General features: G+C 71.2%; 18 protein-coding genes and 1 tRNA gene. 1 reads left to right on the top strand and 18 read right to left on the bottom strand.

Translation table 11 applies throughout. The annotated features are described in order from the left end of the window. Nucleotides 1–56 precede the first annotated feature (56 nt). From glyA to B079_RS31320, 14 genes are all read right to left on the bottom strand, one after another. Entirely contained in the window at nucleotides 57–1,295 is a 1,239-nt protein-coding gene (glyA, locus tag B079_RS0104120; RefSeq protein ID WP_018544510.1) for a serine hydroxymethyltransferase, read from the bottom strand. A gap of 104 nt (nucleotides 1,296–1,399) precedes the next feature. Further along, complete coding sequence (locus B079_RS0104115; RefSeq protein WP_018544509.1) at nucleotides 1,400–2,059, bottom strand: low molecular weight phosphatase family protein; 660 nt, start codon at nucleotides 2,057–2,059, stop codon at nucleotides 1,400–1,402. Nucleotides 2,060–2,111: 52 nt separating this feature from the next. Next, nucleotides 2,112–2,759, bottom strand: a complete 648-nt coding sequence (locus B079_RS0104110; protein ID WP_018544508.1) for an L-threonylcarbamoyladenylate synthase — start codon at nucleotides 2,757–2,759, stop codon at nucleotides 2,112–2,114. A gap of 47 nt (nucleotides 2,760–2,806) precedes the next feature. Beyond that, nucleotides 2,807–3,646 carry a peptide chain release factor N(5)-glutamine methyltransferase gene (gene prmC / locus B079_RS0104105; RefSeq protein WP_018544507.1) on the bottom strand — a complete coding sequence of 280 codons (840 nt, stop codon included), beginning with the start codon at nucleotides 3,644–3,646 and terminating at the stop codon, nucleotides 2,807–2,809. Between the two features lie 98 nt (nucleotides 3,647–3,744). Continuing rightward, nucleotides 3,745–4,821: a peptide chain release factor 1 gene (prfA, locus tag B079_RS0104100; protein ID WP_018544506.1), complete on the bottom strand. Its 1,077-nt coding sequence runs from the start codon at nucleotides 4,819–4,821 to the stop codon at nucleotides 3,745–3,747. Between the two features lie 106 nt (nucleotides 4,822–4,927). Further along, nucleotides 4,928–5,152 carry a 50S ribosomal protein L31 gene (rpmE, locus tag B079_RS0104095; protein ID WP_018544505.1) on the bottom strand — a complete coding sequence of 75 codons (225 nt, stop codon included), beginning with the start codon at nucleotides 5,150–5,152 and terminating at the stop codon, nucleotides 4,928–4,930. A 228-nt stretch (nucleotides 5,153–5,380) separates the two neighbouring features. Further along, nucleotides 5,381–6,493, bottom strand: coding sequence for an LCP family protein (locus tag B079_RS0104090; protein WP_018544504.1), 1,113 nt, complete (start codon nucleotides 6,491–6,493; stop codon nucleotides 5,381–5,383). Nucleotides 6,494–6,890: 397 nt separating this feature from the next. After that, entirely contained in the window at nucleotides 6,891–8,861 is a 1,971-nt protein-coding gene (gene rho, locus B079_RS0104085) for a transcription termination factor Rho (protein ID WP_018544503.1), read from the bottom strand. Between the two features lie 407 nt (nucleotides 8,862–9,268). Then, nucleotides 9,269–10,186, bottom strand: a complete 918-nt coding sequence (gene thrB, locus B079_RS0104080; RefSeq protein ID WP_018544502.1) for a homoserine kinase — start codon at nucleotides 10,184–10,186, stop codon at nucleotides 9,269–9,271. Nucleotides 10,187–10,473: 287 nt separating this feature from the next. Beyond that, nucleotides 10,474–11,532, bottom strand: coding sequence for a threonine synthase (gene thrC / locus B079_RS0104075; protein WP_018544501.1), 1,059 nt, complete (start codon nucleotides 11,530–11,532; stop codon nucleotides 10,474–10,476). Nucleotides 11,533–11,538: 6 nt separating this feature from the next. Next, nucleotides 11,539–12,828, bottom strand: a complete 1,290-nt coding sequence (locus tag B079_RS0104070; RefSeq protein ID WP_026248337.1) for a homoserine dehydrogenase — start codon at nucleotides 12,826–12,828, stop codon at nucleotides 11,539–11,541. Nucleotides 12,829–12,992: 164 nt separating this feature from the next. Beyond that, entirely contained in the window at nucleotides 12,993–14,384 is a 1,392-nt protein-coding gene (lysA, locus tag B079_RS0104065; RefSeq protein ID WP_018544499.1) for a diaminopimelate decarboxylase, read from the bottom strand. A 43-nt stretch (nucleotides 14,385–14,427) separates the two neighbouring features. Continuing rightward, a complete protein-coding gene (gene nrtL, locus B079_RS0104060) occupies nucleotides 14,428–15,468 on the bottom strand; it encodes an ArgS-related anticodon-binding protein NrtL (protein ID WP_018544498.1) in 1,041 nt (346 codons plus the stop codon). A gap of 120 nt (nucleotides 15,469–15,588) precedes the next feature. Next, entirely contained in the window at nucleotides 15,589–16,056 is a 468-nt protein-coding gene (locus B079_RS31320) for a response regulator (protein WP_018544497.1), read from the bottom strand. A 151-nt stretch (nucleotides 16,057–16,207) separates the two neighbouring features. Between B079_RS31320 and B079_RS0104050 the strand changes: the two genes are divergently transcribed. Beyond that, nucleotides 16,208–16,279 (top strand) — tRNA-Arg (locus tag B079_RS0104050). A 182-nt stretch (nucleotides 16,280–16,461) separates the two neighbouring features. Here B079_RS0104050 and B079_RS35710 read toward each other — a convergent pair. The 4 genes from B079_RS35710 to B079_RS0104025 all read right to left on the bottom strand — a co-directional run bounded on the left by B079_RS35710 (nucleotide 16,462) and on the right by B079_RS0104025 (nucleotide 21,602). Then, on the bottom strand, nucleotides 16,462–18,120 hold the full coding sequence (locus B079_RS35710) for an HNH endonuclease (protein ID WP_234016738.1): 1,659 nt from the start codon (nucleotides 18,118–18,120) through the stop codon (nucleotides 16,462–16,464). A 227-nt stretch (nucleotides 18,121–18,347) separates the two neighbouring features. Continuing rightward, entirely contained in the window at nucleotides 18,348–18,971 is a 624-nt protein-coding gene (locus tag B079_RS0104040; RefSeq protein ID WP_018544496.1) for a hypothetical protein, read from the bottom strand. A gap of 379 nt (nucleotides 18,972–19,350) precedes the next feature. Next, the gene (locus tag B079_RS0104030; RefSeq protein WP_026248335.1) at nucleotides 19,351–21,198 is read right to left on the bottom strand and encodes a CHAT domain-containing protein; all 1,848 of its coding nucleotides are present in this window, start codon (nucleotides 21,196–21,198) and stop codon (nucleotides 19,351–19,353) included. Beyond that, nucleotides 21,195–21,602 carry a hypothetical protein gene (locus B079_RS0104025; RefSeq protein WP_018544495.1) on the bottom strand — a complete coding sequence of 136 codons (408 nt, stop codon included), beginning with the start codon at nucleotides 21,600–21,602 and terminating at the stop codon, nucleotides 21,195–21,197. Before B079_RS0104025 ends, B079_RS0104030 begins: the two co-directional genes overlap by 4 nt. Between the last annotated feature and the right edge of the window lie 56 nt (nucleotides 21,603–21,658).

The raw sequence follows: 21,658 nt of genomic DNA, 5'->3' as shown, positions 1-21,658 counted from the left end.
CCGGCCCCCGCGCACCACCCGCTCACCGGACCGTACGGCCTACCGTCTACCCCTGCTCAGGCGGGGTAGGGCGAAAACGCGCCAGTCAGCTCGCGCACCTCGGCGCGTGCCGCACCGGGAGCGATGTCACCCCGCACCACGCCCGCCAGCAGCACGGCGACCCGCTCCATCTCCCGCTCCCCCATCCCCTGCGTCGTCACCGCGGCCGTGCCCAGGCGCAGTCCCCGGTCCTCGGTGTGCGGCAGCGGGCAGCAGTCGAGGACGAGACCGGCGGCGGCGAGCAGAGCGCGCGCGGCGCGGCCGTCGACACCGAGCGGGGCCGGGTTGACGGTGATCAGGTGGGTGTCGGTGCCCTCGGTGGTGACGGTGAACCCCTCGGCGGCCAGCGCGTCCGCGAGGACCCGGGCGTTGGCGACGACCTGATGGGCGTAGACGCCGAAGGCGGGCGTCGCCGCCTCCCCGAACGCGACGGCCTTCGCGGCGACGACGTTCATCTGGGCGCCGCCCTGGGTGAAGGGGAACACGGCCCGGTCCACCCGCCCGGCCAGCGCCCCGCCGCACAGGATCATGCCGCCGCGCGGTCCGCGCAGCACCTTGTGCGTCGTCGCGCACACGATGTCGGCGTACGGCACCGGGTTCGGCGCCGCTCCCCCGGCGACCAGGCCGATGGGATGCGCCGCGTCCACGATCAAAGAGGCACCCACCTCGTCGGCGACCTCGCGGAAGAAGGCGTGATCGAGGTGGCGGGGGTAGGCGATCGAGCCGCACACGAGGGCCTTGGGCCGGTGTTCCCGGGCCAGGCGGCGCACCTGGTCGTGGTCGACGAGGCCGGTGGCGGGATCGAGTCCGTAGGCGACGAAGTCGAACCAGCGGCCGGAGAGGTTCGCGGGCGAGCCGTGGCTGAGATGGCCGCCGTGGGGCAGCCCGAGGGCGAGGACGGTGTCGCCGGGGCGCAGCAGGGCGGCGTAGGCGGCGAGCACGGCCGCGGTGCCGGAGTGCGGCTGGACGTTGGCGTGCTCGGCGCCGAACAGCTCCCTGGCCCGTTCGACGGCCAGGTGCTCGGCGGCGTCGGCGAAGGCGCAGCCGCCGTGGTAGCGGGCGCCCGGGTAGCCCTCGGCGTACTTGTTGGCCATCGGGGAGCCGAGCGCGGCGAGCACGGCCGGGGAGGCGAAGTTCTCGGCGGCGCTCAGCTGGAGCGTGGTCGTCTGCCGGTCCCGCTCACCCCGCAGGATGTCGGCCAGCTCCGGGTCCTGCCGGCGCAGGACGTCCGGGTCCAGGGCGGGGGTGACCGGCATGAAGGGCTCCGGCGGTCGGAAAGGGACGTACGTCCAATGTAGGCCCGGGGCGGAAGGGGCGCTCGGCCGCTCCGCCCCGGTTCCGGTTCCGTGCCGGGGCACGGTCACATGTGCGCGGGGACGCCGGTCAGCGCGGTGACGACCGGGTCAAGGGCGTCTCGTATCTCGTCCCCGATGGAGCGGAAGAAGGGCAGCGGGGCGCCGTAGGGGTCGTACACCTCGTCCGCCTCGGCGGTCGGGGCGAGCAGCCAGCCGCGCAGGGCGGCGGCGGCCCGGACCAGGGCGCGGGCGCGCAGCACGACGCCGTCCTCCAGGGGCGGCAGAGTGGCCGGATCTATCGCCCGCACCAGGCGGGTGAACTCCTTCAGCGTGAAGGTGCGCAGGCCCGCGGAGTGGCCCATGGAGATGACCTGGGCGCGGTGGTCGCGGGTGGCGGTCAGGACGAGGTCGGCCATGATGACGTGCTCGTCCAGCAGCTCGCGTCCGGTGAACCCGGCCGCGTCCGCGCCGAACTCGGCCAGCACGGTCTCCGCGTTCTCCTCCATGGGGGCGCCCTCGTGCCCCCAGGTACCGGCGCTCTCCACGATCAGACCGCCGCCGAGCACGCCGAGCCGCTCCGCCACGAGGTGCCGGGTCAGCCGCTCGGTGATGGGCGAGCGGCAGACGTTGCCGGTGCTGACGTGGAGGATGCGGAAGGTGTCGCGCGGAAACCCGAAGGTGGTGGTCTGCTCCGCCGCGCTCTCCCCGCCGCCTATGCCGCGCATGGGGTGACCCCCTGCTCGGGCGGGACGGGGAGGACGGGGGGCTCGGGGGCCGTCAATTCGCCACCTCAAGGTCGGGTACGACCTTGCGCAGCTCCTCCGGGGAGATCGCGCCCGCGCGCAGCAGCACCGGGACGTCACGGGAGACGTCCACGATGGAGGAGGGCACGTTGCCCGGGGTGGGGCCGCCGTCGAGGTAGACGGAGACGGAGTCGCCGAGCATCTGCTGGGCGGCGTCGCAGGTCTCCGGGGCGGGGTGGCCGGTGAGGTTGGCGGAGGAGACGGCCATGGGGCCGAACTCGGTGAGCAGTTCGATGGCGACCGGGTGCAGCGGCATCCGGACGGCGACGGTGCCCCGGGTGTCGCCGAGGTCCCACTGGAGGGACGGCTGGTGCCGGGCGACCAGGGTGAGCGCGCCGGGCCAGAAGGCGTCGACCAGGTCCCAGGCCTTCTCGGAGAAGTCCGTGACAAGGCCGTGCAGGGTGTTCGGGGAGCCGATGAGCACAGGGGTGGGCATGTTGCGGCCCCGGCCCTTGGCGGCGAGCAGATCGGCGACGGCCTCGGAGGAGAACGCGTCGGCGCCGATGCCGTAGACCGTGTCGGTCGGCAGGACCACCAGTTCGCCTCGGCGGACGGCGGACGCGGCCTCGCGCAGACCCGTCACGCGGTCGGTCGCGTCGTTGGTGTCGTATCGCCGTGCCATCTAGCGGGCCTCCTCGTACGGGTACTGCGGGGATGAAGTCTGGGTGCTCACGGCGTCGCCTTGCGGGCGGTCGCGAAGCGGGGGCGGTTGTTGAGGTCGGGGTGGTCGGCCGCGTCGGCCCAGCCCCGCTCCTCGGTGAAGATCCACGGCACCTGGCCGCCCTGGGTGTCGGCGTGCTCGACGACGACGACTCCGCCGGGGCGCAGCAGCCGGTGCGCGGTGCGCTCCAGGCCGCGGATGAGTTCGAGGCCGTCCTCGCCGGAGAAGAGGGCGAGGTCGGGGTCGTAGTCGCGGGCCTCCGGGGCCACGTACTCCCACTCGGTGAGCGGGATGTACGGCGGGTTGGAGATGACCAGGTCGACCTGGCCGTCCAGGTCAGGGAAGGCGGTCAGGGCGTCGCCCTGACGCAGGTCGACCCTGGAGCCCTGCATGTTCTTGCGGGTCCACTGCAGGGCGTCCTCGGACAGCTCCACGGCGTGCACCCGCGAGCGCGGCACCTCCTGGGCGAGGGCCAGCGCGATGGCGCCGGAGCCGGTGCACAGGTCGACGATGCAGGGCTCGACGACGTCCATGGCGCGCACCGCGTCTATGGCCCAGCCGACGACCGACTCGGTCTCGGGGCGGGGCACGAAGACGCCGGGGCCGACCTGGAGCTCCAGATAGCGGAAGTAGGCGCGCCCGGTGATGTGCTGGAGCGGTTCGCGCTGCTCGCGGCGGGCGACGACCTCCCAGTAGCGGGCGTCGAAGTCGGCGTCCTTCACGGAGTGGAGCTGGCCGCGCTTGACGCCGTGCACGAACGCCGCGAGTTCCTCGGCGTCGTTGCGCGGCGAGGGCACACCGGCGTCGGCCAGCCGCTGGGTGGCCTGGGCCACCTCCGCGAGCAGCACGCTGCGGGGGCTCGGGGGTCGCCCCCCGAAGTCTTGCTGCACGCTTCTCCTCCGGTCTCGTGCTTCGTCGTGCGGTGGGTGCTGTCGTGCGGTGGTGCTTACGCGGCGGCGAGCTTCGCCGCCGAGTCGGCGTCGACGCAGGCCTGGATGACCGCGTCGAGGTCGCCGTCCAGGACCTGGTCCAGGTTGTACGCCTTGAAGCCGACGCGGTGGTCGGAGATGCGGTTCTCCGGGAAGTTGTACGTACGGATCTTCTCGGAGCGGTCCACGGTGCGGACCTGGCTGCGGCGGGCGTCCGCGGCCTCGGCCTCGGCCTTCTCCTGGGCCGCGGCGAGCAGCCTGGAGCGCAGGATACGCATCGCCTGCTCCTTGTTCTGGAGCTGGCTCTTCTCGTTCTGGCAGGAGGCGACGACACCCGTGGGCAGGTGGGTGATGCGCACGGCGGAGTCGGTGGTGTTCACGGACTGGCCGCCGGGGCCGGACGAGCGGTACACGTCGATGCGCAGGTCGTTGGCGTGGATCTCGACGTCGACCTCCTCGGCCTCGGGCGTGACGAGCACACCGGCGGCGGAGGTGTGGATACGGCCCTGCGACTCGGTGGAGGGCACGCGCTGCACGCGGTGCACACCGCCCTCGTACTTCAGCCGGGCCCACACGCCCTGGCCGGGCTCGGTGGCGCCCTGGCCGCCCTTGGTCTTCACCGCGACCTGGACATCCTTGTAGCCGCCCAGCTCGGACTCGGTGGCGTCGATGATCTCGGTCTTCCAGCCCACGCGCTCGGCGTACCGCAGATACATGCGCAGGAGGTCACCGGCGAACAGGGCGGACTCGTCGCCGCCCGCGCCCGCCTTGATCTCCAGGATGACGTCCTTGTCGTCGCTCGGGTCGCGCGGGACGAGCAGGAGGCGCAGCTTCTCGGTCAGCTCCTCGCGCTGCTTGTCCAGCACCTTGACCTCGGCGGCGAAGTCGGGGTCGTCGGCCGCGAACTCGCGCGCGGTCTCGATGTCGTCGCCGGTCTGCTTCCAGGAGCGGTACGTGGCGACGATCGGGGTCAGCTCGGCGTAGCGCTTGTTCAGCTTGCGCGCGTTCGCCTGGTCGGCGTGGACCGAGGGGTCGGCGAGCTTCTGCTCCAGATCGGCGTGCTCGGCGACGAGTTCCTCGACGGCCTCGAACATCTTTCGGCTCCTGTACTGCGGGTGAAGGGCTGGCGGGCGACCAAAAACGCCGGTCCCGGGCACACCCCGGGCGGGGCGTGGCCGTGGACCGGCGGTTTCGCGCTCGCTACTTCTTCGAGCCGGCGGCAGCCTTGCCGAAGCGGGCCTCGAAGCGGGCCACGCGGCCACCGGTGTCGAGGATCTTCTGCTTGCCCGTGTAGAACGGGTGGCACTCGGAGCAGACCTCGGCGCGGATGGCGCCGGACTGGATGGTGCTGCGGGTGGTGAACGACGCGCCACAGGTGCAGCTGACCTGGGTCTCGACGTACTCGGGGTGGATCTCGCGCTTCAAGGTGTCTCCTAGGTTCCGGGAGGGCGCCGGGTCGCTGCCGCGGGCTTGCGGGGCGTGAACCGGGGCCGACGTACCAGTCTGCCAGGACTGGCGCCATCCCCCAAAACCGGGGGCGTCCCTTTTCTATTCCCTGGGGGTGTGTGGCGCCTTTTGCGGTGCCGGGGGCGCTTCGTGGGCGGGTGCGGGCCGTCTTCGGCCGGTCGCGCAGTTCCCCGCGCCCCTGTCCGGCTACCCCTGCGGGGTGCCGATCACCTTGCCCGCGTTGCCCGTCGCCGCGTCCGTCGTCGCCGTGGCGGGGACCTTGTGGTCCTTCTTCAGGGCTTTCCAGACCTGGGCGGCCTTTCCGGGTTCCAGGAGGACGCGGTTGGGGTCGGCGGGGTCGTAGCGGACCGGCATCGTCACCATCTGGACGTGGGAGGACTTGATGCCCTTGAGGCCGCTGGCGAAGTCCGCGAGGGAGTTGACCGAGCCGAGGTCGGAGTCGGTGGTGACGGACTTGGTGGCGGTGTCGGCGAGGTCGTAGAGCCGCTTGGGGTTGCTGAGGACGCCGATGTGCTTGACGCGGTCCATCAGCGCCTTGACGAACGCCTGCTGGAGCTGGATGCGGCCGAGGTCGGAGCCGTCGCCGACACCGTGCCGGGTGCGGACCAGGCCGAGCGCCTGGGTGCCGTCGAGGGTGTGGGTGCCGGCCGGGAGGTTCAGATGGCTCTGCGGGTCGTGGATGGCCTGGGTGGTGGTCACCGGTACGCCGCCGAGGTCGTCGATCAGCCGCTGGAAGCCCGCGAAGTCGACCTCCAGGTAGTGGTCCATGCGCAGTCCGGTGAGCGCTTCGACCGTCTTGACGGCGCAGGGGGCGCCCCCGGTGGCGTACGCGGAGTTGAACATCACGCCCTGCGCGGCCGGGTAGTCGTGGCCCTTGGTGTCGGCGCAGGCGGGGCGGTCGATGAGGGTGTCGCGGGGGATCGAGACCACGGTGGCCTTCTTGTGGCCCCGGTAGACGTGCACGATCATCGCGGTGTCGGCGCGGGCCCCGCTGTCGGCGGCCCCGCCGCCGAGTCTGCGGTTGGCGCCCGCGCGGCTGTCCGAGCCGAGGACCAGGATGTTCTCGGAGCCGGTCGCGCCCTTGGCGGGCCGGTGGGCACCGAGGATCTGGTTGATGTCGATGCTCGTGAGGTTGCCGTTGAGCTTGAAGTAGACGTATCCGGCTCCGGCACCGCCCAGGACGACGACACCCGCCGCGGCCCAGGCGGTGGCGAGCAGCGCCTTGCGGCGCGTGCTGCGGGGCTTGCGGCGGCGGCCCTTGCCGCGACGGCCGGGCTCCGGGGTGCTCTCGGCGGACACGTCACTCCTAGATCTCGTCCGGTTGATTACCCCCTGCGTTCAGGGTCGGGTGCAGTCGTCACGCACCATCGTCGCTCCACCTGGTCATACAGGGAAACTCGGGACAGGCTCGCACAGCCGGACCGGCCCACCGTGTGCGACCGACATCACGGAACGTGACCGGAGCAAGGGGGTGATCCCGCGCTCACCTGGGGTTTCGACGGGGCACGCGGCGGGGTGCGGGGGCGGCGCGGAAGGGACATGTGTGGGAAAGGTCTCGTACAGCCTCGTACGTCCCCGTACGGCGTCGTACCGCGCGGATGCGGACAGCGGGGCGCACACAACGAGGCCGCCCCCGGCGGAAGATCCGACGGGGGCGGCCTCGACGCCCTTACGGGCGGGGGGAGTTGGACGTGACTCAGTCGCCGTTGCCCGGGGCGGGCGTGTTCTTCTGAATCTGCGTCAGGAACTCGATGTTCGACTTCGTCTGCTTCATCTTGTCGAGCAGCAGCTCGATCGCCTGCTGCTGGTCGAGCGCGTGCAGCACGCGACGCAGCTTCCAGGTGATGGCCAGCTCCTCGCTGCCGAGCAGGATCTCTTCCTTACGGGTACCGGACGCGTCGACGTCCACCGCGGGGAAGATGCGCTTGTCGGCGAGCTTCCGGTCGAGCTTGAGCTCCATGTTGCCGGTGCCCTTGAACTCCTCGAAGATCACCTCGTCCATGCGGGAGCCGGTGTCGACGAGCGCGGTGGCGAGGATGGTCAGCGAGCCGCCGTCCTCGATGTTGCGCGCGGCACCGAAGAAGCGCTTCGGCGGGTACAGGGCGGTCGAGTCGACACCACCGGAGAGGATGCGGCCCGACGCCGGGGCGGCGAGGTTGTACGCACGGCCCAGACGCGTGATCGAGTCGAGCAGCACGACCACGTCGTGACCCAGCTCCACCAGGCGCTTGGCGCGCTCGATGGCCAGCTCGGCGACCGTGGTGTGGTCCTCGGCCGGGCGGTCGAAGGTCGAGGAGATGACCTCGCCCTTGACCGACCGCTGCATGTCGGTGACCTCTTCCGGACGCTCGTCGACCAGGACGACCATCAGGTGGCACTCGGGGTTGTTGTGCGTGATCGCGTTGGCGATCGCCTGCATGATCATGGTCTTGCCGGTCTTCGGCGGGGCCACGATCAGACCGCGCTGGCCCTTGCCGATCGGCGAGACGAGGTCGATGATGCGGGTCGTCAGGATGCCGGCCTCGGACTCCAGGCGCAGCCGGTCCTGCGGGTACAGCGGCGTCAGCTTGTTGAACTCCGGCCGCCCGCGGCCGTGTTCGGGCGCCATGCCGTTGACGGAGTCGAGCCGGACGAGCGCGTTGAACTTCTCGCGGCGCTCCCCCTCCTTCGGCTGGCGGACCGCGCCGGTGAGGTGGTCGCCCTTGCGCAGGCCGTTCTTGCGGACCTGGGCGAGGGAGACGTACACGTCGTTCGGACCGGGCAGGTAGCCGGAGGTCCGGATGAAGGCGTAGTTGTCGAGGATGTCCAGGATGCCCGCGACGGGGATCAGGACGTCGTCCTCGTTGACCTGCGGCTCGGCGACCTCGTCGCGGCCACGACGGCCACGGCGGTCGCGGTAGCGGCCACGACGGCCACGACGGCCGCCCTCGAAGTCGTCGTCGTCCTGCTGCTGGCTCTGCTGACGGCCGCCGCCCTGCTGCTGGCCCTGCTGACGCTGGCCGCCCTGCTGGTCGTCGCCCTTGCCGCCACGGCGGTCGCGGTCGCGCTCCCGGCCCCCGCGGTCACGGTCGCGGTCCCGGCGGTCGCGGCGGCCACGGCCCTCGGCGTCGCCGGTGTCGCCCTTGGCGTCGTTCTGCTGCTGCGTCTCGGACTTCGGCTCGCTCTTCGGCGCCTCGGCGGCGGTCTCGGCCGGGCTGCCCGCCTCGGCGGTCGCGCGGCGGCGACGGCGCTCACCGGAGGTGGTGTCCTCGGCGGCGGCCTGCTGCTCGGGCTGGCCCTTCGGGGAGGGCTGGCCCGGAATCTCGATCTGGGCGGCGGCCTTGTCGGCGGACTTCTCCGCCTTCGCCTCGGCGGCCTCCTCACCCGTACGGGTCTTGGAGGTGGCGCGGCGCTTGGGCTTGGTCTCGGCTGCGGCCTCGGCCTTGGGGGCTCCGCCCCCGGCCTGGGCCTCCTTGATGACCTCGATCAGCTGGCTCTTGCGCATCCGCGCGGTGCCCTTGATACCGAGGCCGGAGGCGACCTGCTGCAGCTCGGCCAGCACCATGCCCTCGAGGCCGGTGCCTCGGCGCCGCCGGGAGCCGGCACCGGTGGCAGGCGCGGAGTCCGTGGCGGGCGCGGCAGCGGTCTCCTCGACACGTGCGCCCATCAGATCGGTGGTGTCGCTCACGAAGGGTCCTTCCCTGGAGCGGACGTCGGCCTGTCTGGCTCGGCGACCGGTTGTGCTGTCCGGCATCGGTTCTGTCGGTGAGTACCGAGCCGGGGCGGTGGTCCGCCTGGAAGCGGCGGAAGAGGAATTTCTGGTGATGACGCTCCCCGCGAGTCGTGACACTCGGTGTCACAGGGCGCGGCGGCGCCGATTCCGGAGCGGGTCCTGTGCCTCGCTCAGTGCCCCCATACGTCGTACTGCCCAGGTACGGCGCACGGAACACGGAGTGGCTTGGGAGGCTCCCGGAAGAATGTCTGTCCCGGACGGGGACACGAAGCACCTCGCCATGGTGGGGTCGGGTGCAGACTTGAGATTAACACTACCGGATGCAACAAACATTCCCCCTCTCCAAATCCGGCAACCGGGTGTCAGGGCGCAAGCGGCAGCACGCTCGCTCCCTGCAGATCGAGGTCAAGGCGGTTGGCGGCCCAGTCGGACCCGGCCAGCGCCTCCACCTTGTCGGCGGTGCCCGCGTCGGCCAGGGCCATGACGGTGGGTCCGGCGCCCGAGATGACGGCCGGTACGCCGTCGGCGCGCAGCCGCTCCACGAGCGCGGCGCTGTCGGGCATGGCCGGGGCCCGGTACTCCTGGTGGAGGCGGTCCTCGGTGGCGGGCAGCAGCAGCTCGGGACGCCTGGTCAGCGCCTCGACGAGCAGGGCGGCGCGGCCCGCGTTGGCGGCGGCGTCGACGTGCGGCACGGTGCGCGGGAGCAGTCCGCGCGCGGTCTCGGTGAGCACCGGCTTCCCGGGCACGAAAACCACCGGAACGATGGAATCGTCGGGCTCCATCCTGATGGCGCGGGCGGCGCCGCGCTCCATCCAGGACAGGGTGAATCCGCCGAGCAGACAGGCGGCGACGTTGTCGGGGTGGCCCTCGATCTCGGTGGCCAGCTCCAGGAGGGCCGCGTCGTCGAGACGGGCCTCGCCGCCTATGGTCACGGCGCGCGCGGCGACGATTCCGGCGCAGATGGCGGCGGAGGAGGAGCCGAGGCCGCGGCCGTGCGGGATGCGGTTGGCGCACACGATCTCCAGCCCGCGCGGCTGGCCACCGAGCACGTCGAAGGCGGTGCGCAGGGCGCGGACCAGCAGATGGCGCTCGTCCCTCGGCAGACTCCCGCCGCCCTCGCCCGCGATGTCGATGTGCAGCCCGGCGTCGGCCACCCGGACGACCACGTCGTCGTAGAGCCCCAGCGCGAGGCCCAGGGCGTCGAAGCCCGGACCGAGGTTGGCGCTGGTGGCGGGGACGCGCACCCGGACGGCGGCGGCGCGGAACGCGGGACCGGCCATCGCTCGTGACTCTCCTTGAGCTGCGGGACTGCCCGAATGTGCCGCGCGGCGGACATTCGGTGTGGACATTCGATGACGTACGAAGACCCGTCGGGCCGCGCAGACGACGCGGCGCCGTGCCACACGCGTGGGCATGTGCGGTGGGCGGGTTGCTCCCAGCCTATCGAAGGAAGGTTCAGTGGCGACATAGGGCGCACAGGAGGCGCACGATGCGTGTCGTAAGCCCCCTGTGCATCCGTTCCGGGCGCCGCGGCCCGTTCTCGGGGTTTCGCAGGTCGCGGCGGGCGTCAGACCAGGCCGAGGCGCCGGGCCGCGACGGCCGCGTCGACCGGGACGACGACCGGCAGCGGGGCGCCCTCGGTGGCCAGGCCCGGGTCCTTGAGACCGTTGCCGGTGACCGTACAGACGATGGTCTGGCCCGGGTCGACCTTGCCCTGCTCGGCCGCCTTGAGCAGACCGGCGACCGAGGCGGCGGAGGCGGGCTCCACGAAGACGCCCTCCTGCGCGGCCAGCAGCCGGTAGGCGCGCAGGATCTCACGGTCCGTCACCTCGTCGATGGCACCGCCGGATTCGTCGCGCGCGGCGAGGGCGTACTGCCAGGAGGCCGGGTTGCCGATGCGGATGGCGGTGGCGAGGGTCTTCGGGTCCTTGACGACCTCGCCGCGCACGATGGGCGCGCTGCCCGCCGCCTGATAGCCCCACATGCGCGGGGTGCGGCCGGCCGGGCCGTCGGCCTTGTACTCCGTGTAGCCCTTCCAGTAGGCCGTGATGTTGCCCGCGTTGCCCACCGGCAGGACGTGGATGTCGGGGGCGTCGCCGAGCGCGTCGACGATCTCGAAGGCGGCCGTCTTCTGGCCCTCGATGCGCACGGGGTTGACCGAATTGACCAGCGCCACCGGGTAGTTGTCGCTCAGGGCGCGCGCGAGGTCGAGACAGTCGTCGAAGTTTCCGTCGACCTGGAGGATGGTCGCGCCGTGCACGAGGGCCTGGGCCATCTTGCCGAGCGCGATCTTGCCCTGCGGGACGAGCACCGCCGAGACCATGCCCGCGCGCACCGCGTAGGCGGCGGCGGAGGCGGAGGTGTTGCCGGTGGAGGCGCAGATGACCGCCTGGGCGCCTTCCTCCTTGGCCCGCGTGATGGCCATGGTCATGCCCCGGTCCTTGAACGAGCCGGTGGGGTTGGCCCCCTCCACCTTGAGGTGGACCTCGCAGCCGGTGCGCTCGGAGAGCACCTGCGCGGGCACGAGAGGCGTGCCGCCCTCGCGGAGCGTCACGACGGGCGTGCTGGCGGAGACCGGCAGCCTGTCCCGGTACTCCTCGATGATTCCGCGCCACTGGTGGGTCATTGCCGCTTACTCCCCTTCAACCCGCATGATGCTGGCGACACCCCGCACGGTGTCGAGCTTGCGCAGCGCCTCGACGGTCCCGGACAGGGAGGCGTCAAAGGCCCGGTGGGTCACGACGACAAGCGATGCCTCGCCGTCCTTGCCCTGCTGCCTGACCGTATCGATGGACACCCCGTGCTCGGCGAACACCGTGGCGACCTGGGCGAGGACACCCGGTTTGTCCGCGACGTCGAGGCTGATGTGGTAGCGCGTGACGACGTCCCCCATGGGGGAGACGGGCAGCGCCGCGTACGCCGACTCGCCCGGCCCCGTCGTACCGCTGAGCAGGTTGCGGCAGACCGCGACGAGGTCGCCGAGGACCGCGGAGGCGGTGGGCGCGCCGCCCGCGCCGGGGCCGTAGAACATCAGCTGTCCGGCCGCGTCGGACTCCACGAAGACGGCGTTGTAGGCGCCGCGCACCGAGGCGAGCGGGTGGCCGAGCGGGATCATCGCGGGGTGCACGCGCGCGGTGACGGAGGCGCCGTCCTCGGCGCGCTCGCAGATGGCGAGCAGTTTGATGGTGCAGCCCATGCGCTTGGCCGAGCGGAAGTCGGCCGCGGTGACCTCGGTCATGCCCTCGCGGTGCACGTCGTCGAGGCGGACCCGGGTGTGGAAGGCGATCCCGGCGAGGATGGCGGCCTTGGCGGCGGCGTCGAAGCCCTCGACGTCGGCGGTGGGGTCGGCCTCGGCGTACCCGAGGGCGGTGGCCTCGTCCAGGGCCTCCTGGTAGCCCGCGCCGGTGGAGTCCATCTTGTCGAGGATGAAGTTGGTGGTGCCGTTGACGATGCCGAGCACGCGGTTGACCTTGTCGCCCGCCAGCGACTCGCGCAGCGGGCGGATCAGCGGGATGGCACCGGCGACGGCGGCCTCGTAGTAGAGGTCCTTGCCGTGCTCCTCGGCGGCGGCGTGCAGCGCGGCGCCGTCCTGGGCGAGCAGGGCCTTGTTCGCGGAGACGACGGAGGCGCCGTGTTCGAGGGCGGTGGTGATGAGGGTGCGGGCGGGCTCGATGCCGCCGATGACCTCCACCACCACGTCGATGTCACCGCGCTTGACCAGCGCGGTCGCGTCCGTGGTGACCAGCGCGGGGTCGATGCCCGCGCGCACCTTGGCGGGGCGGCGCACCGCGACACCGGCCAGCTCCACCGGGGCGCCGATGCGGGCGGCGAGGTCGTCGGCGTGCGTCGTCATGATGCGCGCCACCTCGGAGCCGACCACTCCACAGCCCAGCAGCGCCACCTTCAGCGGACGCGTACGCATCATCCGACCTCGTTTCCCTCATACCGTGTGCGGTGGGACCAGTCTCACTCACCGGACGGCGGTTTCTACCCTTGGTCCGGATCCTGAGACATGTATTTCATTTCACCGGGCGGGGCCGCAGGAGGTTTTCCGGGCGGCCCCGGCCGACAGGTCTTTCTCCCGGCTCAGCCGACGTCGAGACGCAGCAGGTCCTCCTCGGTCTCGCGCCGGACGATCACGCGGGCCTCCCCGTCGCGGACGGCGACGACCGGCGGGCGGAGCACATGGTTGTAGTTGCTCGCCATGGAGCGGCAGTACGCGCCGGTGGCGGGTACGGCGATGAGGTCGCCCGGTGCCAGGTCGGCGGGCAGGAACGCGTCCTTGACCACGATGTCCCCGCTCTCGCAGTGCTTGCCGACGACGCGGGCGAGCATGGGCTCGGCGTCGCTGGTGCGCGAGACGAGGGCGACGCTGTACTCGGCGTCGTACAGCGCCGTACGGATGTTGTCCGACATGCCGCCGTCGACGGAGACGTAGGTACGCAGGCCCGCGAGCGGCTTGACGGTGCCGACCTCGTACAGCGTGAACGCGGTGGGTCCGACGATCGCGCGGCCCGGCTCGACGGAGATGCGCGGCACGCTCAGCCGGGCGGACTCGCACTCGCGGGTGACGATCTCGGTGAGCGCCTTGGCGATCTCGTGCGGCTCGCGCGGGTCGTCGTCGCTGGTGTAGGCGATGCCGAGGCCGCCGCCGAGGTCGATCTCGGGCAGCTCGACGCCGTGCTCGTCGCGGACGTCCTTGAGCAGTCCGACGACGCGGTGCGCGGCGACCTCGAAGCCGGACATGTCGAAGATCTGCGAGCCGATGTGGCTGTGGATGCCGATGAGTTCGAGCCCGTCGAGGGTGAGCGCGCGCCGTACGGCCTCGGCGGCATGACCGCCCGCCAGCGGGATGCCGAACTTCTGGTCCTCGTGCGCGGTCGCGATGAACTCGTGGGTGTGCGCCTCCACGCCGACGGTGATCCGGATCTGCACGCGCTGCCGCTTGCCGAGGGACTGCGCGATGTGCGCGACGCGGACGATCTCCTGGAAGGAGTCGAGCACGATCCGTCCGACGCCCGCCTCGACGGCGCGGGTGATCTCCTCGACCGACTTGTTGTTGCCGTGGAACGCGATGCGCGCGGGGTCCATCCCGGCGGACAGCGCGGTGGCCAGCTCGCCGCCGGAGCAGACGTCCAGGTTGAGCCCCTCCTCGTCCAGCCAGCGCACGACGGCGCGGGAGAGGAACGCCTTGCCCGCGTAGAACACGTCGGCGCCCTCGCCGAACGCGGTGCGCCAGGCGCGCGCCCGGGCCCGGAAGTCGTCCTCGTCGAGGATGTAGGCGGGGGTGCCGTACTCCTCCGCGAGCCGGGTGGCGGGGATGCCGCCGACGGTGACCACGCCGTCCTCGTCCCGGCGCACGGTACGGGCCCACACCTTGGGGTCCAGTGCGTTGAGGTCGGCGGGCGGGGCGGAGTAGTGCCCCTCGGGCAGGACGTCGGCGTGGCGGGGCCCGGCGGGGTGGGCGGAACGGCTCATGACCTTGGCTCTCTGTGTCGCGCTGGGGCGCTCTGCGGCGCCCTCAGAGGTGTTCGGGTGCGTCGATGCCGAGCAGGGACAGGCCACCGGCCAGCACCGTCCCGGCCGCTTCGGCGAGCGCGAGCCGGGCACGGTGGGCGGCCTCGGGTTTCTCCTCGCCGAGCGGGAGGACGCCGGGGAGGAGGGGGAAGAGCGCGTCGGCGACGGTCACGAGGTGCCGGGCGACGCGGTCGGGGGCGTGGTGGGTGGCGGCGGCGGTGAGGATGCGGGGGTGGGCGGTGAGGGGGGTGAGGAGGGTGTTCTGCGCGGTCTGTACGGTCTGCGTGGTCCGCTCGGCCGCCTCGGTGTCTCCGGGTTCGGCGGTGAAGCCGAGGAGGTGGGCGGCGCGGGAGAGGGAGCGGACGCGGGCGTGGGCGTAGCGCACCCGGAAGAGGGGGTTGCTCTCGCGCTGCACGAGGTGGTCGGCGCTGATCCGGGGGCGGTCGTGCGCGGCCGGGTGCAGCAGGGCCCACTGCGCGGCGTCGGGGCCGAGGGGGGCGGGGTCCTCGGGGGCGGGGAGGGGGCGGAGGAGGTCGCCGGTGCTTTCGCCGGTGCCGTGGTCGTCGCCGGGCTTGAGGTGCGCGATCTCGGCGCGACCGCCCTGGGTGGCGACGATCCTGGCCACGGCGTCGGCGACGACCTCGGCCCGCACCTCGTACGGCACCCTCAGCACGACGACCTGCCCGTCGAGGGCGCGGCTGTGACCGTAGGCGGTGCCGCGCGTGAGGATGTCGCCGACGATCCCCGCGGTGAGGTCGTCGCGGGCGGCTAGGCTGATGTTGAGGAAGCCGGGGCCGGTGACGACGACGTCCTCGATGCCCTCGGCCGCGGCGAGGCGGGGCCGCAGTATCTCGGCGACGCGGAGCGGGGTCTGTCCGGCGGGCCGGGCGAGCCGCAGGGCGACGTTGGTGGCGAAGTCCCCGCACCCCCCGGGCCCCGGCCGGTCCACGACGACCCGCTCGGGAAGCTCCACGCTCAGCTCCCCCGCGTCCACGGCACACCGCACGGCGTCCAGGACGGTCCGGGAGAGGTCGAGGGGGGTCACGGGACAAGCGTAGGGGAGGCGGGTGGGGGGTGTGGGAGGGGGAGGGAGGCATGGAGGGGTGAGGGCGGGAGCACGTGAGGGCGTGGAGGTAGCTACGAACATCCGACGAACCGGGCGGGATTAACTGATCACCGACCCGCACCCACCCGCGACCCCACCATTGACATCGTCATCGCCACCCCCGAACCGCCCACTCCCCTCTCTCCGCTCCCCCCGCTCCATGAGCCCCTTGACGAGCCGGACGAGTTCGTCGGGCTCGAAGGGCTTGGGGAGGAAGGCGTCGACGCCGGCCCCGAGACCGCTCTCGACCTCGTACTGGGTGCACGCGCTGATGATGGCGAGCGGGAGATGACGCGTACGGGGGTCGGCCCGGAGGCGGGCGGCGGTACTGAGCCCGTCGAGCCGGGGCATGACGACGTCGAGTGTCACCACGTCGGGGCGCACCTGGTGCACCACGTCCAGACACTCGGCACCGTCGACCGCGGTCACGACCTCCAGCCCTTCCAGCTCGAGGTTGACCCTGATCAGCTGCCGGATGACGTTGCTGTCGTCCACGACGAGCACCCGGCCAGTGGCGCCTGACACCACTCGAGAGTAGGTCGGCCCGGGCCACCGCGTCCGGCTTTTCCCCACTTCCAGCCTCCCGGGGGACACCGCCCCCAAACCCGTTCCTGATCACCCCGAAAGACCTGCTAGGGTTCTACCCGTCGCCGCAAGCGCCCAGCGCAACGCCCGACACGCCCCCGTAGCTCAGGGGATAGAGCAACGGCCTCCGGAGCCGTGTGCGCAGGTTCGAATCCTGCCGGGGGCACCTTGCAGTAGGTGCCCAAAGACCCCGCCATCAGCACGAACGCTGAGGACGGGGTCTTCGCGTATGTCCGCCCGTGCGCGGAACTTGAGTGAGGGCTTGCCCCTGGGCCGGGGACCAGGGGTCTTGGGCGTGCTCCGCGGTGTGGGGTGACCGGGACGGTGGCGGAGGGCGTTCGTGTGCCGCTACTTCCCCGTCAGTCTGCTGAGATCGCACAGCGTCCGGTGGTACTGGAGATATGCCTCGTCGATGTGATGGCGGGCGTCTCGGTGCAGGTGTCCGACGGGCTCGCCCCCGTGGGTGCGCCTCACCGTGTCGTCGATGTCGACGTAGATCTCCAGGCCGTCGAAGAGAAGGTGGTGGTTGGGGCACAGGCAGAGCAGGTTCTGCAGCTCGTCGGGGCCGTGGTGCGGGGATCCGAGGCCACGGATGTGGGCAGCCTGGTTGTAGGGCTTGCGCTTGTAGTAGAGCTTTTCTCCGCACACCTGGCAGGCGTGACCGTGCAGCTTCTTGACCCGGGATGCGATGGCTGGATCGCGGACCAGCCGGGAGGAGGTGGACTCCCGCCGCTCGGTCGGGCCGGTCGCACGCTTCGCGTCGGCAGCCTCCTGGGCGGAATCGTCCTCGCCGTCGTCGAGCAGGCCGTCGGCAGTCGCGTACCCGGCGAGGCCCACCCGGCTGAGCAGCTCGCGCTGATCGACGCCGTCCAGATACGTGCCGCACAGCTTGACCACGGCTTCGAGACGGGCCAGAGGGTTCCGCAGCAGTTCGGCGGCTGCGTGAGTGAGGCCCGCGACGGGTTGGACCCTGTTGAAGAGGCCCACTTGCGGCATGGGGCCGGCATCGGGACGTACTCCGTGCACCTCCCACAGGCCGCTGCCTCGCAGATGCCAGAAGGGGTATTCGGGAGTGACCTTGGAACCGGGCAGCCCGAATGCGGCCATGAGCGGACCGACCTCCGCACGGAAGCTGGACCACGGTGCAAGGCGCGGCTTGCCCGCCGCGATCCGGGAGATCGCCCAGAGCAGAGCCAGTGGCTGGTGACGGCTGGGAGCGTTGTTCTCCGGGTGACGATGCGTGTTGAGGGAGCCGACCCGCTCCAGCAAGTCCCTGGAGGTGAGCGGTGAGGACGCGGCAGGAAGTGCTCTCCGGAGCGGCACAGCAGCCGGTTGACGGCATTCCGGGAGAAACCGGGCGACACGGCGGTAGTCGTCGGCGGACCGCAGGGTGAGGCTCCGCAATGGCGCGGAAACGTTCAGCCTCCGCAGTACCGGAGCTGCCGGGATGCGGGTCGGGAACTCTTCGACGTCCCCCAGAACAATGATGTGTTCCCAACTGGCGTCACCCTCGTCGGTCCCCCACACCGCCCGCGCCACGGGAAAGCTGTCGAACAGGTGGAGGATGCGGGCGCGGGCGATGAAGTGGTTCTCCGCGTAGAAGAGCACATCGTCGCCAACGCGTCGGCCTCGCAGGGCTTTCGCCTTCTCGTTGTTGACCTGCGTGGTGGGAGTGGAACCCCACAGCCGGGCGATTCCGTCCGGATACAAGGCGGCCAGCACATCGGCCTGACTGCCGAGCGCGTCCTTGATGTCCGCGAGCGGGATGCCCTGCCGTACGGACCTGACGAAGTGCTGCGGGCCGCGGTCCCGGGCCCCGCGAGGCTGGAGAACCAACTGCGGTGCCGACTCCTGGTCCTCGCCGTCCGCGACATCGATCGCGTCTTCCACCGTGAAGCCGAGCGCGCGCATCTGATGAGCCACCGCGTCCGCGCCGCCGCTGAAATCCTCGGCCGACAGCAGGGTGCCGGCCGCGTACAAGTGCGCTACAGCCGCGATGACCTCCACGTCATAGCGGCCCCCGTCCAGCACCAGGTCGTACGTCGCGGTCCGGCCGAAGCCGTACCGGCCGCAGAAGGCTTCACGTCCCAGGCGCTGACACTCGTCGACAGCGGCCAGGGCCCCCGAACGCGTCACATCTCCAAGTCCCACACGGAGGAGATTAATAGGAAGATATGACACTAGTTGATTCCTGCCATGGGATTCCTCCCATGGTCCCCGAGACGCCGGACGCCTCAGTCAGCCGAAACCTTGGAAGGCGCTTCGCACTTGGCCTTCTCATGGGCGAACACCGCGGTGTTCCGCGCCAAGGTGATCAGATCTCGTCGCCGCTGCTCCCCCGTCGCACCACCGCGGTCATTGAGGTCCACCACGACGCTCAGGTGCCGGTCAGGTCCCTGCGAGGAGCAAGGGACGTAGATCGCCGCGACCGAGCCCGCGGCGACCGCCTTGTCACCGGCGGCGAAGGGGACGAGGTCGCGGCGCGAGACCAGTTGGGCCACCGCTTCCTCGATCCAGCTGTCGGGGGTCTCGTATTCGGCCATCTCGGCCGTCACCGAGAGCAGTTGCCTGCCACCGCCGTTCACGAAACATGAGGTCTCGTAGGTGTCATCCGAGGCGTCGGTACGCAGATCCGTCATGGCGTCGTCGAAGGAGTACGACGACTCGGCAGGGAGGAGGCGGTTCAGGGTGGCGGCGGTGGAGTCCGGAGCGCCCAGGGTGCCGCACACGGCGGATGCCTTGATGGTGGCCTTCTGCCCGAAGGGGGGCAGGCCGAGGGCGTACGCGGCTCCGGCGACGGCGAGCAGGACGAGCGCCGCCCCCAGGGGGACGGCAGTCTTGGTTCGGGTGGTGATCAACGTCTCCGTCTTCCGTGTTGAGCAAGTGGGGCATCTCCTCCCCGTCGAGCCACGACGAGTGTCACACCCGATGAGGTGAGGGGGTCACCATGAGATTCGACCAGAGCCTGGTGGACGAGCTGGACGCGGTGATGTCTGAGCAGTTGCTCGCGGAGGACGTGGTGGGCTGACGGGGAGAGGGGCGGGCGGTATGCGGACGGTAGCGCGCCGCACGCGGTGTCGTACTCGCCTGTGAAGTGGGCGGAGGTGAGTGCCTGGCCCGTTGGCTTCCGCCGTCGCGGCCTTCGGGAGGCTGGACAGGCTCGTAGGGCTCGGCTGCCAGCCACGTTGCCCGGCTGGCCCGCATCCGTGACGAGGCACTCGCCTCGCCCGGTCCGCGTCACGCTCCGAAACACGTGAAAGAACCCCACACCGAAGGCGGGACGCCGTCCGCGTGGGCTTTTCCGATCGCCTGGCCCAGGGCCGTCGTCGGTGGGGAATGGGGCAGTGTGCGGTGGAGGTCTGTCATCAGGGTGACCGTTGCCGGGGTGTCGGGGACCGGCCAGAGGGCGCCGATGACTGTGCGGGCACCTATGGCCAGGAGGGCGGCGGGGAAGCCCAGTTGTTCGTCGGGGAGGTCTCCCGTGATGCTGCCCAGTTCGCAGGCGGACAGGACGATGGTGGCGCCGGGGGTGAGGTTGCCCTGGAGGAGGGTGGTGAGGGGGAGTCTTCCGCCTAGGAGCAGGGACGAGGAGAGCGGGGCGTCGGAACGGAGTTCGCCGTGGCAGGCGAGGTGGAGCAGGGTGGCTTCGGTGAAGTGGGCTGTGAGGTCCGGGAGTTCCGTGAGAGTCGTGGGTGGGGTGGTGAGCGGGCTTCCGTCGGTCGTGCGGAGTGGGTCCGGGTATTCCGGTGAACTTCCGTTTCCCCCAACGTCGTTGGTTGCTTCATCGACTCGGAACAGCTTCGGTTCCACCCCGTGGAGCGCTGCGATCGCCTGTGCCTCCGGGATCGTTCGGGGGATCGGCTGGAAGCCGTCGCCGTCGTACCAGGGGTCTGCGGCCACCAGGGTCTTGCCGTTCGGTGGTGGTTGCCAGCCGGAGGAAAGGAGGAGGGCGCGGGCGGAGGGGGCGAGGGTCAGGTTGAGGGTGGCGCAGGCGGGGGTGTCGTCCACGAGGGCGGTGTAGAAGGGGAGCAGGGCTGCTTCGCCCAGGGGGATCAACGCCAGGGGGGTGCTGCGGAGTTCGGGCCATGCGGTCAGGAGCGGGGTCCAGAAGGCGGCCGTCACTTCGTCGAGCGTGGAGCGGATCAGGCGGGAGAGGGCCTTGCGGCCGAGTTCGCCGCGCTGGGCCGCGGCGTAGGCGGTTCGTACGCGGTCGACCAGGGTGCGCACGGTGGTGAGGTCCAGGGCGGGGAGTTCGATGCTCTCGCATATCTCCCGGTCGCCCGGCGGGTAGTTGAGGCGTAAGGCCGTGGCGCTGCGGGGTGCGGGGGCGATGTAGATCAAGGTGCGGCCACTGGCGAGGGCCGCGCGGGCGGAGGCGACCGCGTTGGGGGACGTGGCCAGTCTGGTGGCGCCGTCCGTCGTCTCGTACGTGGCGAGATCGGTCAGGAAGCGCTGCTTCATGGCTTCCTGGAGGGGGAGCGCGCCTTGTGACGGGTGTCTTGTCGTGGTGCGGGCCGCGCGCAGTTCGTCGGCGGCTGTTCGGCGCATCTCCGCCAACTGGCGTCGCAGAGTGGACATGCCGTCGTCGGTGGTGAGGGTGGCCGTCGTCTCGCGGGTGATCATGCGGTCGCCGAGGGCCAGGGAGGTGATGGCCTCCGCGGTCATGACCCCGGCGAGGGGGACGCCGCAGCGGTGGGCGACGTACGCGGAGCCGAGGGCCATGCCGCGCATCTCGCGCAACAGGGGTGCGGGCAGGGGTTCGTCGCGTCCGCTGCTCACGGTGTCCAGGACGCAGCAGGCGGTGGAGAAGGCGAGGGCGGACATCGTCGCGCGGGTCCAGTCCACGCCGGTGCCGAACTCGATGAAGAACGACAGGCGGGCGGCCGAGAAGAGCGGCCCTGCGACCGCGGTGTGGCCCTTCACCACGTCGTCGAACAGCGTCAGTTGGAGGTCCCAGACGTCGTCGCGGACGCCTTCCAGGCTCTGCCGGGCCCGCATCGCGGCGTTGTAGCGGTCCTGGATGCTCTTGTACGTCTGCGCGGCCACCCGGTGCCGGTCGGCGGGCGAGCGGCCGAAGAGCTTCATCCGTCCTGTCCCTGACGGGAGTTCATCGCGGAGGCCAGCAGCCGGGTCAGCAACTCGACGTCCACGTCGGCCGTTCCCTTGCGGGTGATCGAGATGGTGGTCGTGTCGTCGGCGGTACGGACCGTCAGGTTCACCACCGCTTCGCCGGTACGCCGCGTCTCCGCTCCGCGCCTGTCCGTCCAGCGCCTCACCTGCTCGACGAAGGAGGCGATGGCGTCCCGGGCGAGGAGCACGGTGACGAGATTGGCTCCCATGCCGAGCCCCTGCTCGGCCGTGGCGACGACGGCGTGCGCGACATCGGCCCATTGGTCGGCTCCCCGGAAGGAGTCCAGCGAGTCGAAGTCGGCGGCGTCGAGTAACTGCCAGAGGTCTTCGGGGACTTGGATGTGCAGCTGCGTACCCACGGGCGGACAGTAACAGCGGGTATCGACCGGATGAGGTGGTTCCGCCGATCCTGTTC

The sequence above is a fragment of the Streptomyces sp. LaPpAH-108 genome, assembly GCF_000373625.1.
In the GTDB taxonomy this organism is placed as follows: domain Bacteria; phylum Actinomycetota; class Actinomycetes; order Streptomycetales; family Streptomycetaceae; genus Streptomyces.
Note: the sequence above shows the minus strand (reverse complement) of the source record. Positions and strands in the feature narration are given on the sequence as shown.

Coding starts and splice junctions, on each gene's coding strand:
- B079_RS0104115 (WP_018544509.1), bottom strand. CDS start 2,059: ATGCGCGGCATAGGCGGCGGGGAGAGCGCGGCGGAGCAGACCACCACC.
- thrC (WP_018544501.1), bottom strand. CDS start 11,532: ATGACCCACCAGTGGCGCGGAATCATCGAGGAGTACCGGGACAGGCTG.
- B079_RS0104110 (WP_018544508.1), bottom strand. CDS start 2,759: ATGGCACGGCGATACGACACCAACGACGCGACCGACCGCGTGACGGGT.
- lysA (WP_018544499.1), bottom strand. CDS start 14,384: ATGAGCCGTTCCGCCCACCCCGCCGGGCCCCGCCACGCCGACGTCCTG.
- B079_RS0104070 (WP_026248337.1), bottom strand. CDS start 12,828: ATGCGTACGCGTCCGCTGAAGGTGGCGCTGCTGGGCTGTGGAGTGGTC.
- B079_RS0104030 (WP_026248335.1), bottom strand. CDS start 21,198: ATGAAGCTCTTCGGCCGCTCGCCCGCCGACCGGCACCGGGTGGCCGCG.
- glyA (WP_018544510.1), bottom strand. CDS start 1,295: ATGCCGGTCACCCCCGCCCTGGACCCGGACGTCCTGCGCCGGCAGGAC.
- prfA (WP_018544506.1), bottom strand. CDS start 4,821: ATGTTCGAGGCCGTCGAGGAACTCGTCGCCGAGCACGCCGATCTGGAG.
- thrB (WP_018544502.1), bottom strand. CDS start 10,186: ATGGCCGGTCCCGCGTTCCGCGCCGCCGCCGTCCGGGTGCGCGTCCCC.